The organism is Arenimonas sp., from assembly GCF_041919775.1.
Taxonomy (GTDB): Bacteria; Pseudomonadota; Gammaproteobacteria; order Xanthomonadales; family Xanthomonadaceae; genus Arenimonas.
Map to the genome: position 1 here is coordinate 41,524 of NZ_JAYRTE010000013.1, position 15,116 is coordinate 56,639.

The window sequence follows — 15,116 nt, forward strand, 5'->3', positions numbered from 1 at the left end:
TTCGCGTCCGGACGGGACCATGAAGGCCCTTGCGCCAAGGATCTGCCACCAGTCCGAAAGAACCGGGACCGGCAGGTTCGCCTCTCCAGCATGGCGGCACCTGTGCCAGATGGGACCCCCTGCCCGCGCGCTAGTTCCCGTGCCGTTCATCGGGCGTTGGCTTCACCCGGTCTTGGCGCCGGCCTCACCGGGGATTGATGACCCCCAGCGCAGCCTCTGCGCACCGGTCGCCGGCCGGCCCCCCAAGAACGCCAGGAGATCCCCATGCAACGTCTCGTGCTGTCCAGCCTCGCCCTCGCCGCCGCGCTCGCCGCCTCGGGCGCCAATGCCCAGGCCTTCAGCCTGACCCTGGGCTACCAGAACACCGACCCCAAGTCCGGCAATGGCCAGCTGGCCGGCGCCGACGCCAGCGTCAACGACGACTGGAGCCTGACCGGCAGCGCCGCCTACGCCTTCAACGACAACTGGTCGGTGGAGCTGTGGTCGGGCCTGTCCAAGTTCGAGCATGAAGTCACGCTCGATGGCCTGGGCACCGTGGCCAGCGTCGAGCATCGTCCGACCACGCTGAGCGTGAACTACCACTTCGCGCCGGACAGCGCGGTGCGCCCGTTCGTGGGCCTGGGCTACGGCTGGGTCAACGTGTCGGGTGAACGCACCCAGGGCGCGCTCGCGGGCCTGGGCATCGACGGGTCCAACGCCAACGGCATCGCCTTCGGCGCCGGCCTGGACTGGTTCGTCAGCGACAACGTCTTCATCCGTGCCGACGTGCGCCGCCTGTCCTTCGACACCGACGTGACGGTGGAGTCCCTGGGCAACGTCGGCACCGCCGAAGTCGACCCGATCGTCTACGGCATCAGCGCCGGCCTGCGCTTCTGATACCGCCTGCGGGCGGGGCGCCCCAGCGCCCCGCCCGCGACCACCCCCGCGTCAGTCGGCCCGCTGCGCCCGCCGTTCGGCGCGGCGCGCCTGGTGGAAGGCGCGCATTTCCTCGCGGCTGAGCTCGTTGTTGCCGTCGGCGTCGATGGCGGCGAAGTTCTCCACCATCATCGGCACCTTGTCGCCCAGCTCGGCCCGGCTGATCGCGCCATTGCCGTTGTCGTCCATGCCTTTGATCAGACCCCGCATGTAGCTCATCCGGTGGCCCGCCTTGCGGCCGTGGTGGCGCATCTTCCCGTGCATGGCCTTGAGCTCGTCGCGGCTGATCTCGCCATCGGAATTGGCGTCGACGCGATCGAAGTTCTTCGCCAGGCGGGCGTTCATGCCCTGCACTTCGATCCGGTCGAGCTGGCCGTCGCCGTCCTTGTCGGCTTCGCCGAAACGGGCGTCGGCCTTGGCGCGCCATTCGGCACGGGCGGCCTCGCGGTCACCGGTGGGTCCCGGCTGCTGCGCCATCACCAGTCCGGTGGCCAGGGCCAGTGCAGTGAAAACCAGAGTCTTGCGCATGTGCGTTCTCCGTCTCGTGGCGGGGAATTCCGCCCTTGCGTACCGGGAACGCCGGCCTTGCCGCCGCGTTGACGCCAGGCCCGTTCCGTCCGCTGAATCGTTCAGCTTGCCGGCACCCGCCCCCTGCGGCATCGTGGGCTTCCGAGCCGGAGGAACGCGATGCGCGCTGCCCTGCTTCTGCCCCTGTTCGCCCTGGCCCTGGCCGGGTGTGCGCCCGCCCCTGAGCCGGCCGGCGAAACGGCCGGCGTCGCCGTCCCCGCCCCCACCGAAGCCGCACCGACACCTGAAACCTCGCCCCCTGAAGACCTGCCGCCGGGCCAGGTCCCGCGTAGCTTCCGCTGTGCCGGCAACGAGCCTTTCTGGTCACTGGAACTGGGCGTGCAGGGCGGCCTGCTCACCGAGCCCGAAGGCGAAACCCTGCTGGTGGGCGAGCTGGCCGCCACCGGCACCGGCGCCTGGACCTTCCGCGGCGCCCCGGAGGACGAACCCGGCGCGTTCACCGGTGCAGTGCTGTCGCCGGCCCAGTGTTTCGACACCATGGCCGACGGCCCGGCGATGCCCTTCAGCGCCGCGCTGCGTTTCGCCGATGGTCGCGAGGGCACGGGCTGCTGCCGCGCGGAATACGGGCTGGACCTGGAAAACGCCCCGCGCTTCGACGCGGCCGGCAAGCCGGACGCCGACTGGAGCCGTGACCTGCCCACGCTGGGCCAGGCGGTGCTGCGCTGCGCCTTCGACGGCGGCGTGGTCACCGAGGGCGTCAGCAAGGCCTGGCCGCTCAATCGCGGCAAGGCCGCGGTACGCCTGGTCGATTCGGGCGGCGACCGCTTCGACTGTCTCGTGGACCTGGGCAAGGGCGACATCGAATCGGTCAAACCCGTGCCGGCCACCGACACCCTGCCCGGCGAGGACCAGCCGCGCTGGCTCCCGCCTGGCGAGACCCGCCCCGTACTGACCTGCGGCCGGGTCGAGCGCACTGAAACCGACGGCGGCCTGGTCACCGGTTGGCTGCACTACACCGACGGCTGTCAGGCCGGCAACTAGGCGGATCTCGCCCGGAGGGTGGCGTTTTCGCCACTGCCGGGCGAGACTCGCCAGCGCGACCCTGTGGACACCCCGGCGCCCCCCGCCCGGGACACAAGGAGTCCGCGATGAAACGACTGATGACCCTGGCCCTGACCGCCGCCCTGTTCGCCCCCCACGTCGTGGCCGCCAGGACCGCGACGCCGGCCGCCGACGAGGCCGTATTCGTCGAAGGCACCCACTACGACGCCGTGCTCGACGGACAGGGACGCCGCTGGCGCCTGCTGCCCGCACAAGGCCCCGACGTGAAGCTGCGGATCGCCGACACCTGCGAGCCGGGCGCGACGCCGCCGCCGGGCCTGTGGCTGCTGACCCGCGACGGACAGGGCCAGCCGACCCTGCTCGCTCCGTCCGCCACCGCGCTGCCGGCGGGCCACCCCGGCCGTGTCCGGCTGCTCGACTGCGGACAGGCCGTTACCGGGCCGCTGCCGGCGCTGGCCGTGCCCCGGGTCCTGCTGGACTGGCTTTCGGACAATTCCGGGGCGGTCTATGTCAGCCGCTGAGGGCCGCTTCACCCTGGGCCTGCTGGCCATGGAGGGCGCCATCGCCTCGAGCTACACCGGCGTGATGGACCTGCTCAGGATCGCGCAGAAGCTGGCCCGGCTGCGCGACCCGGCCACGACGCTCAGCCTCGATTCGGTGCTGGTCGGCGCCCGCGGCCAGGCGACGATCGAACTCGACGGCGGCCTGGTGATCGGCCCGGTGCAGTCCCCCGACCGTGCGCTCGACCTGCTGCTGGTGCCCGGTTACATGCACGCCAGCGTGCAGGACGCGCTGGAGCGGGTGCGCGCCTACGGGCCCGAGATCGAACTGCTGCGGGCGCTGTCCCTGCGCGGCGTGCCGCTGGCCGCCAATTGCTGCGGCAGCCTGCTGCTGGCCGAAGGCGGCCTGCTCGACGGCCACGAGGCCACCACCAGCTGGTGGCTGGACGGCGCCTTCCGAAGCCATTACCCGCGGGTGCGCTTGGACGTTCAGCGCATGGTGGTCGAGGACGGCGACATCGCCACCACCGGCGCCAGCACCGCGGTGATGGGTTACATGCTGCAGGTGCTGGCACGCGTCGCCGACCCGGCGCTGGCGCAGAACACCGCCCGCATGATGCTGCTCGACCCCGACCGAAGCAGCCAGGCGCCCTACATCAGCCTGGCCCTGGCCGAGCGGCCGCGGCACTCGCTGTCGGAGAAGGCCGAATCCTTCCTGCAGCGCGAACTGCACCGCGAACTGAGCGTCAGCGAACTGGCCAGGCACTGCGGCACCAGCGAACGCAGCCTGCTGCGCCACTTCCGCCAGCACTACAACGCCAGCCCGCTCGCCCACCTGCAGCACCTGCGGGTCGAGCGGGCCAAGGCGCTGCTGGAAACGACCTTGCTGAGCTTCGACGAAATCGTCGAGCGCTGCGGTTATTCGGATGCGTCGAGCTTCCGCAAGCTGTTCAAGCGCGCCACCTCACTCACGCCCGCCGACTACCGCGAGCGGTTCCGGATGCGGCCGCACTGAGACCGGCTTGCGGCGCTTGAGCCCGAACAGCGGCCGCAGCACGCCGACCCGGCGGATCATCTCGTGGCCCAGGGCGCAGGCGAGCACGGTGCCGCCGAGCACGGCGCCGGCTTCCACCCACACCGGCAGGCCTCGCGGCACCAGCCAGTAGGCCAGAAGCACCATGGCGCTCTGGTGCAGGACGTACCAGGGATACACCGCCTCGGTGGCATAGGGCAGCCAGCGGAAGGGCCGGTTGAGCAGGTGATGGCCCCAGGCCAGGATCGCCATCAGCGTGGTCCATGCGTACAGGCCGCGCAGGCAGCGAACCGCCGCCAGCGCGGGTTCGCCCCATTCAATGCCCGAGCGCACCAGCAGCAGGTACACCGAACCCATCACCACCGCGGCCACCAGCAGCGGCCGGCGCAGGCGCAGTAGTTCGGTCCAGAAGGCCTGGCTGCGTGCGAGCAGGTAGCCGAGCAGGAACACCGTGAAATATTCGGCATGCCGGTACCAGTCGCTGACCAGGTCGCGTTCGGCGTCGCCGAAGGGCTGCAGCAGGGTGTTCATGTAAAGCGCCAGCAGGGACGCCGGCACCAGGACCAGCCAGACGCCGCGCAGCCCGCCCAGCCAGCCGGCCAGCGCCTGCCCGGCGCGGCTGCGTAGCAGTGGCAGAAGCAGTACCAGCACCAGCGTGTAGACCCACAGGTAGGCCAGGTACCACAGGTGGTTCCAGGTGAATCCATACTCCGCGCCGGCGAAGCCACCTTCGGGCCAGGGCTGCAGCTGCAGGTAGCGCGCCATGAAGGCCAGGAAGCCAGGCTCGACCACGCCGTTCGCCACCGCCTCGCAGTAGGCCTGCACCGGCACGATGGCGGCCATGCCGAACAGCAGCGGCAACAGCAGCCGCCAGGTACGCAGCAGGACGAAGCGCCCCATCTGCCGCTCGGGCTGGAACAGGCCGATCGCCAGCCCCGACAGCAGGAAGATCAGATCCATGCGCCAGCGGTTCATGGCGATCATCGGCCACTGCAGCCATTCGTAGGTGTGGCCGGACTTGAGGTGGAAGCCCCACTCGGCCACGTAGACCATGCCGCCGTGGTAGGCGATCAGCAGGGCGAAGGCGATGACGCGCAGGGCGTCGATGTCATGGCGGCGTTGCACGGGCGGCTCCGTATTCGGGGGATGGCGGGGCCAGACTGGGACGCCGCCGCGGCCGCCACCAGCGCAAAGTGACGCCCGGCGGGGCCCCGGTGACCAATTGCGGAATCCAGGGACGAATGGGGGCGGGCTTCCGCGCCGCCCCTTGCCTAGAATGGCCCGATGCCCGCCGCCATTCCCCCGCCGACCGCCTACGATCGCTATCGGCCTTACCGCCACTGGATCGAATGGGGCGCCTGGATCGTGCTGATCCTGCTGGGCGCGGCCAGCGAAACCATGGTGGTGGGCATGGAGATGCGCCGGGCCGGCCTGCCGCACCACCCGATGGAACCCGCGGTCTGGGAGTGGTCGAGCCACCTGGTCCTGCTGGCCCTGGTGCCCGGCATCGCCTGGTACACCCGGCGTTTTCCCCTGCACCTGGACACCTGGGCGCGGGCGCTGCCGGCGTGGCTCGTGGGCAGCCTGGTGTTCTGCTTCCTGCACGTGGCCGGCATGGTCGCGCTGCGCGAGGCCGTCTACGCCTGGGCCGGGGCCGACTACGACTTCGGCGACTGGGGCCGGCAGCTTCTGTACGAATACCTCAAGGACGGCCGCACCTTCCTGCAGTTCGCCCTGGTGATGGAGGGTTACCGGTTCCTGCTCAGGCGCCTGCAGGGCGAGGCACGGCTGCTCGATGCGCCCGACGATGCGCCGCCGGATGCACCGGCCGAACGCCCGGAACGTTTCCTGGTGCGCAAGCTCGGCCGGGAGTTCCTGGTCGCCGCCAGCGACATCGAGGCGCTGCAGGCGTCGGGCAATTACGTGAACCTGCGCGTGCGCGGCCGCGAATACCCGCTGCGCACGACCATCTCGGCGATCGAGGCGCGGCTGGACCCGGCGCGCTTCCAGCGCGTGCACCGCAGCCACATCGTCAACCTCGACCAGGTCGCCAGCATCGAACCCCTGGACACCGGCGACGCCCGCATCCACCTTCGCGACGGCGTCACCCTGCCCTGCAGCCGCCGCTACCGCGCCGCCCTGAAGGACCGCCTCGGCACCGCATCGTGAGCGCACCGCGCAAGATCGTGCACGTGGACATGGACGCGTTCTATGCGTCGGTGGAACAGCGCGACGATCCCTCGCTGCGCGGGCGGCCGGTGGTGGTGGCCTGGCGCGGGGCGCGTTCGGTGATCTGCGCGGCCAGCTACGAGGCGCGCAAGTTCGGCGTGCGCTCGGCGATGCCGGCGCTGCGGGCGGAGAAACTTTGTCCGCAGGCGGTGTTCGTGCCGCCTGATTTCGTGCGCTACAAGGCGGTGTCGCGGCAGGTGCGGGAGATCTTCGCGCGGCACACCGACCTGGTGGAGCCACTGTCGCTGGACGAGGCCTACCTGGACGTGACCGAGAACAAGCTCGGCCTGGCCAGCGCCACCGCCGTCGCCGAATCCGTGCGTGCGCAGATCCGCGAGGAAACAGCGCTCACCGCCTCGGCCGGCGTCGCGCCGAACAAGTTCCTGGCCAAGATCGCCAGCGACTGGCGCAAGCCCGACGGCATCTACGTGGTCAAGCCGGCGATGGTGGCCGACTTCCTGGCGCCACTGCCGGTCGGCAAGATCCCCGGCGTGGGCAAGGTGATGGAGGGCAAGCTCGCCGGCCTGGGCATCCGCAGCGTCGGCGAGCTGCGCGCCTTCGGCGTCGACGGTCTGGAAGCCCGGTTCGGGCGCTGGGGCCGGCGACTGCACGAGCTGTCGCTGGGCATCGATGAAAACCCGGTACGGAGCGAACGCCCGACCACCCAGGTGTCGGCCGAGGACACCTTCGACACCGATCTGCCGCTGGAAGCCACCGGCGACGCCATCGTGCGCCTGGCGGCCAAGGCCTGGGCCGCGTCCCGGCGCGAAACCGAGCGCAGCCCGCGCACCCTCGTGCTCAAGCTCAAGACGGCGGACTTCCGCATCCTCACCCGCAGCCTGACCCCGGCGGTGATGCCCGGCACGCTGGAAGAGTTCACGGCGCTCGCACTGGAACTTCGCCAGCGCGTGGACCTGCCGCCGCGCACGCGCTACCGCCTGGTGGGCGTGGGCCTGGCCAACTTCCGCGGCCATGACGAGTCACCGCCGCAGCCCGGCCTGTTCGACCGGGACGAGGACGAAGCCCGCTGAAAACAGGACGGGCGGCCTCTCGGCCGCCCGTCGGGGCACCACGTTGCCGAAGGGCTCAGTAGTACAGGTCGTAAAGCACGTCCAGCACCAGGCCGGTCGCCAGCGCCACGAGCACCACGTCACGGTCCGAACGGACCCAGCGGTGGCCGTAGGGCGGCGGCGGCAGGCGGTAGCTGCCGTAGTCCACGTAGTACGGGCGACCGTAATACGCAGGCGGCATGCGGTGGCCTACGCTCCAGCGCACCTGGCGATAGCCGGCCGGGTACACGTAGCGGGCCGGAGCCCGGTAGCGGTACTCGGGACGCCACTGGTAACCGCGCCAGCGGCGGTCGTCGTGGCGCACGTAGCGGCGGTTGTCGCGACGGTCCTCGCGCCAGTCACGGCGGTCGTCCCGGCGGTCATGGCGGTAATCGCGGCGATCGGCCTGCCAGTCGCGGCGGTTGTCGCGGCGGTCGGCCTGCCAGTCGCGGCGGTTGTCCCGGCGGTCGGCCTGCCAGTCGCGGCGGTTGTCGCGATTATCGGCCCGCCAGTCCCGACGGTCTTCCCGGCGGTCTTCGCGGTGGCCGTTGCGGTCGTCACGCCGCTGTTCGCGGCGATCTTCCCGAACGGGGCCCTTGTTGCTGTCACGGGCGGACTCGCCGGCAACGACGCGGGCGCGCACGTCCTGTGCGGCCACCGGCGTCACCATGGCGCCCGCCAGCAGCGCGGCCATCGAAACCATCAGTACTCTTTTCATCTTCGGATCCCTCGGGGTACGGAGCGTGGGCGGCCAGGGCCATCCACGGGGCGAATGATGGCGGTCGGGGCACTGAATTGGCCTTGAATCCTTCGTTTGCCCGACGTGAAGCCCTGCCTGTCGTTCAGCCCGATGAACACGGCGGCGGCTCGGCTAGAATGGCGCAAAACCGCCAGGGAGCCGCCATGCCATCGTTCGACGTCGTGTCCGAAGTGGACAAGCATGAACTGACCAACGCCGTGGATACCGCCAACCGCGAACTCGGCAACCGCTTCGATTTCAAGGGCCAGGACGCCAGCTTCGAGCTGGACGGCTTCGTGGTCACGCAGAAGGCGCCGAGCGATTTCCAGCTCAAGCAGATGCTCGACATCCTGCGCGCGCGCCTGATCGCCCGCGGCATCGACATCCGCTGCCTCGACGTCGGCGAGCCCGAGATCAACCTCGCCCAGGCGCGCCAGAAGATCACCGTCAAGCAGGGCATCGAACAGAAGCTGGCCAAGAAGATCGTCGCCACGCTCAAGGAAGCCAAGCTCAAGGTCGAGGCCCAGATCAACGGCGACAAGCTGCGCGTGTCGGGCAAGAAGCGCGACGACCTGCAGGATGCGATGGCGCTGCTGAAGAAGTCGGACCTGGAGATTCCGCTGCAGTTCGACAACTTCCGCGACTGACCGCTGCTGTAGGAGCGCCTTCAGGCGCGAATCTTTTGGCTTTGCTTTTGGCTTTGCCTTTGGCAAAGAAGGGATTCGCGCCTGAAGGCGCTCCTACAAGTTCGTGTCGAACAACTTTGCCCGGTCGGCGTCGTCGAGCAGCCGCCACTCGCCCGGCGCCAGCCCGTCCAGATTCAAGCCGCCCAACCGGTGCCGGTGCAGCGCGTGTACGTGGTTGCCGACCGCAGCGAACATCCGGCGGATCTGGTGGTAGCGGCCTTCGACCAGGGTGACCCGGGCGCGGCGCGGTTCCAGCGCCTCGAGCCCGGCCGGCGCGAGCGGCGTTTTTTCCGATTCCAACATCAGCGTGCCGCTGGCGAACGTCGCCGCCTCGTCGCCGCGAAGGTCCTGGTCCAGCACCGCGTCGTAGACCTTGGGCAGCATCGCCTTGGGCGAGGTGATCCGGTGCAGCAGCGCGCCGTCGTCGGTCATCAGCAGCAGGCCGGAGGTATCGCGGTCGAGCCGACCGACCGTGGACAGCACCGGATTGCGCAGCCGGAAGCGCGGCGGCAGCAGGTCGTAGACCACGCGCCCCGGGTCCTTGGTCGAACAGGTGTAGCCCACCGGCTTGTGCAGCAGCAGCAGCAAACCCTGCGGCGGATCCAGCGGCTCGCCGTCCACGCGCACGTCGTCGTGCCCGACCACGTCGTCGGCGTACAGCACCTCGCCGGCGGCATCGGTGATGCGGCCCTCGCGGAACATCAGCGCCACCTGCTTGCGGCTGCCGTAGCCGAGGTTGGCGATCAGCTTCACCAGTTTCATGCGCCCGCCTTCACCGCGTGGATGACCTTGAATCCGCCGGCGTCGGCCAGCTTGCGCACCTCGCCGAAGCCCTGCGCCAGGGCCTGTTCGTATGGCAGGTGGCGGTTGGCGACCAGGCAAAGCCGGCCGCCCGGCCGCAGCGCCTGCGCCGCGGCCTGGATGAAGGCCTGGCCCAGCTCGGGCCGGTCGGCGCGGCCCTGGTGGAAGGGCGGATTGGACACGATGAAGTCGTAGCGTCGCGGCAGGCCCGTGGTGACGTCGTGCCAGTGCAGGCCCGGCACGAGGCGCTGGCCGGCGAGGTTGCCGCGCGCCAGGGCCAGCGCACGCGCCTCGGCCTCGTACAGGTCCAGCGCGGTCACGCCCGGGCAGCGCGCCAGCACCTCGGCCGCGAGGTAACCCCAGCCGGCGCCCAGGTCGGCGCCCTCGCCGGCCAGGTCGCTCGGCAGGTTCGCGGCCAGCAGCGCCGACGCGGCGTCGATGCGGTCCCAGGCAAACAGCCCCGGCCGGCTGACGAAACGTCCGTCCAGGATCGGCCGCGGCGCGTCGAGTTCGCGCCACTGCGCCAGCAGCGCCTCGTCGATCGCGTCACCCAGCGGAGCGGTCCAGACGGCGCGGCAGTGGTTCTTGCCCAGCACGTGCACCGGGCCCGCGAGTCGCTCGAGGTCGTCCTGCATCGAACGCGCGCCTTCCTTGTTGGCCGCGCAGGCCAGCACGACGCCGCCGTTGCCGGCCTGGTCGATCGCGCGCGCCAGCAAGGCGCGGGACTCGTCGCGCTGCCGCGGTGCCAGCAGCATCACCAGGCCGAAACGGCCGGTGTTGGCCTCCGAAACCGCGAAGCCATCCCGCGCCAGCGCGTCGGCCCACGGCTTGAAGCCCTGCTCGCAAACCGGACGATGGCCGCGCGCCGCGTTCAGCGCCACGCCCGTGCGCGCCCGCAGGAACAGGCTGGCACCCGGCGCCGGCCAGGCGAGCGCGCCGGAGGCCAGGGGCAGCAGCAGGGTCTCGAGCGCGGGATCGGGAATCACGAAGGCAGCCGGTGCGGGCAACGGGGCGGCAAGTCTAACCCGCGGGCTTCACGCGTCGGCCGCGATGCGGTCGCGACCGGCCTGCTTGGCGGCGTAGAGGGCGCCATCGACGGCGCGATACAGGCCGTCCGCGTCGCCGTGGCGGTCCGGATCGAACCGGCCCAGGCCGATGCTGGCCGTCACCAGCAGCAAACGGCCCTCCAGCGCCAGCGGCGAGGCCACCAGGCCCGACCGCAGGCGTTCGGCGGCCTCGCGTGCCTCGTCTTCGCCACCCTCGAACAGCACGCCGAACTCTTCGCCCCCCAGCCGGGCAAGCAGGGACCGCGGCGCCGTGAAAACCTGCTGCATCCGGGTGGCCAGCGCGCGCAGGCAGGCATCGCCGACCGCATGGCCGTAGCGGTCGTTGACGTGCTTGAAGTGGTCGACGTCGAGGATCAGCAGGCAGAACTCCGCGCCCTCCGCCCTGGCCCGTTCCACCAGCGCATCGAGGCGCTCGCCGAAGTGGCGGCGGTTGCACACGCCGGTCAGCGGGTCGATGCGGCTCAGGCCTTCGTACAGGTCGCGCTGTTCGCGCAGCGCCATGTCCAGGTCGAGCCGGCGCCGGTATTCGGCGTGGGTGCGCAGCAGCGCCCCGACCAGGTAGATCGCGTAGAAGCTCATCGCCACGGCAAGGGCGCGCTGGCCGCTGTCGAGCCACAGGATGATGAGCGTCGGCAGGAACAGCGCGGTGGCGCCGACCACCGCGAAGCCGCGCACCGTGGTGTAGACGTTCACGAACACCGTCGCGTAGCCGATGGTCGCGATCAGCGACACCATCCGCACCTCGGTGCCGAAGCGCGGATCGAGCAGCATCCAGCCCTGCACCGCCGACCAGGCCAGCGGCGCCAGCGGCAGCACCAGCGCGTACTGCTTCAGCCAGCGCTGGTTGGCCCCGGCGTCATCCGGCGCCGGTGGCCGCATCGCGAGGCGAAGCAGGCCGACCAGCAGGAACACCGCGGCCATGGCCAGCGTCGGCCAGGGAGCGAACACGTGGGCGCCGGCGAGCCAGGCCACCACGCTCCAGCCGAACAGGTACAGGAAACCGGCCAGCTTCGACCGCTGGTAGCTGTCGTGCGCCACCTGCGCAAGCCGCCAGGCGCGGCGTTCGTTGCCGGGCCGCGGTGACGGCGCGGGGCTCAGGCCTTCCATTCCAGCGCCCGGTGGTCGAAGCCCTGGGCCAGGCGCGGCTTGACGATCTGGAAGAACGGCGACACGTCGAAATCACGCGGCACGTACAGGCTGTGGTGGCGGATGTGCAGGATTTCCCGGCGCGCGAGCTGGCCGCCGACGGTGCCGGCGTCCACGCGTTCGATCTCGGGCAGGATCGGGTAGCGGATCGATTCAAAGGCCTGCGCGAGCAAGGTCGAGCAGATCGCCTTGGTCGGTTCGCCGCTCCCCAGGGCCAGCAGCTGCCGCTTCATCGAGCCGGGCACCGGCGGCGTGCGCACGAGGTAGCGGGCCAGGTCGAAGATGTTCTTGAGGTCGTAGGTGGTGCCCTTGCGTTCGAGCATGAAGCGCACCAGCGCGTCGATCTCGTCGTCGGACAGCCCCACCGGCCGGCAGATGCGCGCGTGCAGGCCGGCGAAGGTGGACAGCGGGATCGTGCGCACGCCCTCGACGACGTCCACGTCGACGAAGATGCGCGCCTCCTCGCCCGGGGCCGGCGGGCCCAGCGTGTCGCCGATGCACAGCGCCGCGTGCGACCAGGTCGACTGGGTCAGGTACTTGATCGCGGTGGCGAAACGGCTGCTGCCTTCGACCAGCAGCACGTCGCCCTTGCGCAGGGTGGCGGCGAGCAGCCGCGGCGGGCTGGTGGGCAGGTGGCTGTTTCGTTCACGCGGCTTGGCCAGGAAACGCGCCAGCCGGCGCCCGATCGATCGGAGCGGCGACATGCGCGGAAGCCTAGCGCATGCCCCCGCCGCTGGGCAGTCTTCAGCGCACCGGAGCCTGCGCCGCCAGCAGCCCGCGCAGCTGCGCCAGCCTGGCCTTCACGCGCGCGGCGTGGGCCGGGCCCATGCGCCAGAGCGCCTTGTGGCCGATCGACGCTTGCTCCAGCCGCGGGTCGGCGAAGGCCCAGCGGGGCTGGCCGGGAACCGGCACCACGGCCAGTCCGGCGCCCGGATCCGGCGCCGCCAGCAGGTGGTCGATCACTTCGACCAGGCGGTCGTTGAAGGTCTGGCCCGGCGCCGCGACTTCCCGGTAGGCCTGCTCGAACAGCGGATACAGGCGGACATAGGCCGACACCAGGCGGGCCGGGTCAACTGCCTCGAAGGCCGCGACGGCGGCGTCGTAGCGGGTGAAATTGGCGGGATCGAGGACCGACTGCCCGTCGGTGCCGGAGACGGCGAAGTTGCCCGCCACGGGGCGTGCGGCATACACCTGCCGCGTGATGTCGCGGCGCGGCAGGTTGTCGATCGTGGTCACCAGGCGCTGGACGAGGTATTCGGGCACGAGCCAGGTCGCGAGGTCGTCGCCGTCGAGCAGGCCGGCCAGCGCGGCCCAGGCCACCGGATCGCTGTCGGACAGCGTTGGCAGGGGCTCGGCCGGCGCGGTTTCCGGCACCACCGGCACGTTTTCGATCGGATGGCGCACCTCCGGTTCGTAGGGCATGCCGATCGGCTCGGGCGCCTTCGCGACCACCGGGGTTTCGTCGCCGGATGCGGCGCGCGGGTAGAACTTCCAGGCCAGGACGCCGCAGACCGCGACGAAGCCCAGTGCCAGCCACGGCCCGGCCTTGAATGTGTTGCCCATGTGAAGACTCCTCGCGGCGGGACCTGTTTTGAGACTACGCGCCCGCGATGAAGTTCCGCGAAACGCGACGGCACGCGCACCTAGGCCAATCGTCACTTGACGCCCCCCGACCACGCGCACCAGAGTCGGGCGGGCACACGCCCTTTTTGCCCCTGGAGTGACACGATGGACAGACGCAACTTCCTGACGATGTCGGGACTGGGCCTCGCCGGCCTGATGATGCCCTTCGGACGGGTCATCGCCGCCGAGGAACTGGTCACCTCGCTCGACATCGCGATCAAGAAGGCGATCGCCGACGCCGCCCTGCAGGCCGCCCGTGACGCCGGCGCCAGTTACTGCGACGTGCGCGTCGGGCGTTACCTGCAGCAGTTCGTGGTCACCCGCGAGGACAAGGTCCAGAACGTCCTGAACACCGAGTCCACCGGCGTAGGCGTGCGCGTCATCGCCAACGGCGCCTGGGGCTTCGCGGCCACCAGCGACCTGAGCACTGCCGGCGTCGCCGCCGCGGCCCGCCAGGCCACCGCGATCGCCAAGGCCAATTCCGGCCTGCAGACCACCCCCGTGCAGCTGGCGCCGGTGAAGGGCGTGGGCGAGGTCAGCTGGCGCACGCCGATCGTGAAGAACGCGATGGAAGTGCCGGTCAAGGACAAGGTGGACCTGCTGCTGGGCGTCAACGCCGCCGCGATGGGTGCCGGCGCCAACTTCGTCAACTCGACGCTGTTCCTGGTCAACGAGCAGAAGTACTTCGCTTCGACCGACGGCAGCTACATCGACCAGGACGTGCACCGCATCTGGGCGCCGTTCACCGTGACCGCCATCGACAAGGCCAGCGGCAAGTTCCGCACCCGCGACGGCCTGTCGTCGCCGATGGGCATGGGCTTCGAATACCTGGAAGGCAAGCCCGGCGACCGCTTCGTCGCGCCCAATGGCGTCGTGAACTACGGCAAGTCCTACGACATGACCGAAGACGCCGTCGCCGCCGCGAAGCAGGCCCAGGAAAAACTCAAGGCGCCGTCGGTCAAGCCCGGCAAGTACGACCTGGTGCTGGACCCGACCCACCTGTGGCTGACCATCCACGAAAACGTCGGCCACCCGCTCGAGCTCGACCGCGTGCTGGGCTACGAGGCCAACTACGCCGGCACCAGCTTCGCCACGCTCGACAAGCGCGAGAACCGGTTCCAGTACGGCAGCGACATCGTCAACCTGTTCGCCGACAAGGTGCAGGAAGGCAGCCTGGGCGCCGTGGCCTACGACGACGAGGGCGTCAAGACGAAGAAGTGGGACCTGGTGAAGGAAGGCAAGCTGGTGAACTACCAGGCCATCCGCGACCAGGCCCACATCATCGGCGAAGAAGAGTCGCACGGCTGCTGCTACGCCGACTCCTGGTCGAGCGTGCAGTTCCAGCGCATGGCCAACGTCTCGCTGGCGCCGGGCAAGCAGAAGCTCAGCGTCGAGGACATGGTCAAGGACGTCGAGAAGGGCATCTACATCATCGGCGACGGCTCGTTCTCGATCGACCAGCAGCGCTACAACGCCCAGTTCGGCGGCCAGCTGTTCTACGAAATCGAAAACGGCAAGATCACCCGCATGCTCGAGGACGTGGCCTACCAGATCCGCACGCCGGAATTCTGGAATGCCTGCTCGGCCATCTGCGACGAGTCCGACTACCGCCTGGGCGGCAGCTTCTTCGACGGCAAGGGCCAGCCCGGCCAGGTCTCGGCCGTTTCCCACGGCGCGTCCACGGCCCGTTTCGACGGCATGAACGTCATCAACACCGCCCGCAACCTCGGCTGACCGG

The 15,116-nt window shown here is 70.2% G+C and carries 16 protein-coding genes; 8 read left to right on the forward strand and 8 right to left on the reverse strand.

What is annotated here, in order from left to right; genetic code table 11:
• Positions 1–264 precede the first annotated feature (264 nt).
• Positions 265–876 (forward strand): OmpW family protein, encoded by a 612-nt coding sequence (locus ACE3TE_RS08820; protein ID WP_374604133.1) that lies wholly within the window; start codon positions 265–267, stop codon positions 874–876.
• Between the two features lie 51 nt (positions 877–927).
• Here ACE3TE_RS08820 and ACE3TE_RS08825 read toward each other — a convergent pair whose 3' ends face one another.
• Complete coding sequence (locus ACE3TE_RS08825) at positions 928–1,443, reverse strand: EF-hand domain-containing protein (protein WP_374604134.1); 516 nt, start codon at positions 1,441–1,443, stop codon at positions 928–930.
• Positions 1,444–1,602: 159 nt separating this feature from the next.
• Between ACE3TE_RS08825 and ACE3TE_RS08830 the strand changes: the two genes are divergently transcribed.
• From ACE3TE_RS08830 to ACE3TE_RS08840, 3 genes are all read left to right on the forward strand, one after another.
• Complete coding sequence (locus ACE3TE_RS08830) at positions 1,603–2,484, forward strand: hypothetical protein (RefSeq protein WP_374604136.1); 882 nt, start codon at positions 1,603–1,605, stop codon at positions 2,482–2,484.
• A gap of 107 nt (positions 2,485–2,591) precedes the next feature.
• Positions 2,592–3,026: a hypothetical protein gene (locus tag ACE3TE_RS08835; RefSeq protein ID WP_374604138.1), complete on the forward strand. Its 435-nt coding sequence runs from the start codon at positions 2,592–2,594 to the stop codon at positions 3,024–3,026.
• Entirely contained in the window at positions 3,013–4,020 is a 1,008-nt protein-coding gene (locus tag ACE3TE_RS08840) for a GlxA family transcriptional regulator (protein WP_374604140.1), read from the forward strand. Before ACE3TE_RS08835 ends, ACE3TE_RS08840 begins: the two co-directional genes overlap by 14 nt.
• Here the strand turns inward: ACE3TE_RS08840 and ACE3TE_RS08845 are convergent.
• Positions 3,970–5,163 (reverse strand): acyltransferase family protein, encoded by a 1,194-nt coding sequence (locus tag ACE3TE_RS08845; RefSeq protein WP_374604141.1) that lies wholly within the window; start codon positions 5,161–5,163, stop codon positions 3,970–3,972. The two genes, ACE3TE_RS08840 and ACE3TE_RS08845, sit on opposite strands and share 51 nt — an antisense overlap.
• Positions 5,164–5,322: 159 nt before the next feature.
• Between ACE3TE_RS08845 and ACE3TE_RS08850 the strand changes: the two genes are divergently transcribed.
• The gene (locus ACE3TE_RS08850) at positions 5,323–6,207 is read left to right on the forward strand and encodes a LytTR family DNA-binding domain-containing protein (protein WP_374604143.1); all 885 of its coding nucleotides are present in this window, start codon (positions 5,323–5,325) and stop codon (positions 6,205–6,207) included.
• Entirely contained in the window at positions 6,204–7,298 is a 1,095-nt protein-coding gene (gene dinB / locus ACE3TE_RS08855; RefSeq protein WP_374604145.1) for a DNA polymerase IV, read from the forward strand. Before ACE3TE_RS08850 ends, dinB begins: the two co-directional genes overlap by 4 nt.
• A gap of 55 nt (positions 7,299–7,353) precedes the next feature.
• Here dinB and ACE3TE_RS08860 read toward each other — a convergent pair whose 3' ends face one another.
• Entirely contained in the window at positions 7,354–8,034 is a 681-nt protein-coding gene (locus ACE3TE_RS08860; protein ID WP_374604147.1) for an RcnB family protein, read from the reverse strand.
• A gap of 185 nt (positions 8,035–8,219) precedes the next feature.
• Here ACE3TE_RS08860 and ACE3TE_RS08865 point away from each other — a divergent pair, with 185 nt between their 5' ends.
• Complete coding sequence (locus ACE3TE_RS08865) at positions 8,220–8,702, forward strand: YajQ family cyclic di-GMP-binding protein (protein WP_374604149.1); 483 nt, start codon at positions 8,220–8,222, stop codon at positions 8,700–8,702.
• A gap of 93 nt (positions 8,703–8,795) precedes the next feature.
• Here the strand turns inward: ACE3TE_RS08865 and ACE3TE_RS08870 are convergent, their stop codons facing one another.
• From ACE3TE_RS08870 to ACE3TE_RS08890, 5 genes are read right to left on the reverse strand one after another with little or no spacing between them, the layout of a single operon-like run.
• A complete protein-coding gene (locus ACE3TE_RS08870; RefSeq protein WP_374604151.1) occupies positions 8,796–9,503 on the reverse strand; it encodes a pseudouridine synthase in 708 nt (235 codons plus the stop codon).
• A complete protein-coding gene (locus tag ACE3TE_RS08875; protein ID WP_374604153.1) occupies positions 9,500–10,549 on the reverse strand; it encodes a class I SAM-dependent methyltransferase in 1,050 nt (349 codons plus the stop codon). The genes ACE3TE_RS08870 and ACE3TE_RS08875 overlap by 4 nt, the downstream gene beginning before the upstream one ends.
• Before the next feature lie 27 nt (positions 10,550–10,576).
• Positions 10,577–11,716 (reverse strand): diguanylate cyclase domain-containing protein, encoded by a 1,140-nt coding sequence (locus ACE3TE_RS08880; protein ID WP_374604155.1) that lies wholly within the window; start codon positions 11,714–11,716, stop codon positions 10,577–10,579.
• A complete protein-coding gene (locus ACE3TE_RS08885) occupies positions 11,704–12,459 on the reverse strand; it encodes a YiiX/YebB-like N1pC/P60 family cysteine hydrolase (RefSeq protein ID WP_374604157.1) in 756 nt (251 codons plus the stop codon). The genes ACE3TE_RS08880 and ACE3TE_RS08885 overlap by 13 nt, the downstream gene beginning before the upstream one ends.
• A gap of 40 nt (positions 12,460–12,499) precedes the next feature.
• Positions 12,500–13,318: a DUF3014 domain-containing protein gene (locus ACE3TE_RS08890; RefSeq protein WP_374604159.1), complete on the reverse strand. Its 819-nt coding sequence runs from the start codon at positions 13,316–13,318 to the stop codon at positions 12,500–12,502.
• 165 nt (positions 13,319–13,483) lie between these two features.
• Between ACE3TE_RS08890 and ACE3TE_RS08895 the strand changes: the two genes are divergently transcribed.
• Positions 13,484–15,112 carry a TldD/PmbA family protein gene (locus ACE3TE_RS08895; RefSeq protein ID WP_374604161.1) on the forward strand — a complete coding sequence of 543 codons (1,629 nt, stop codon included), beginning with the start codon at positions 13,484–13,486 and terminating at the stop codon, positions 15,110–15,112.
• The last annotated feature ends 4 nt before the right edge of the window (positions 15,113–15,116 follow it).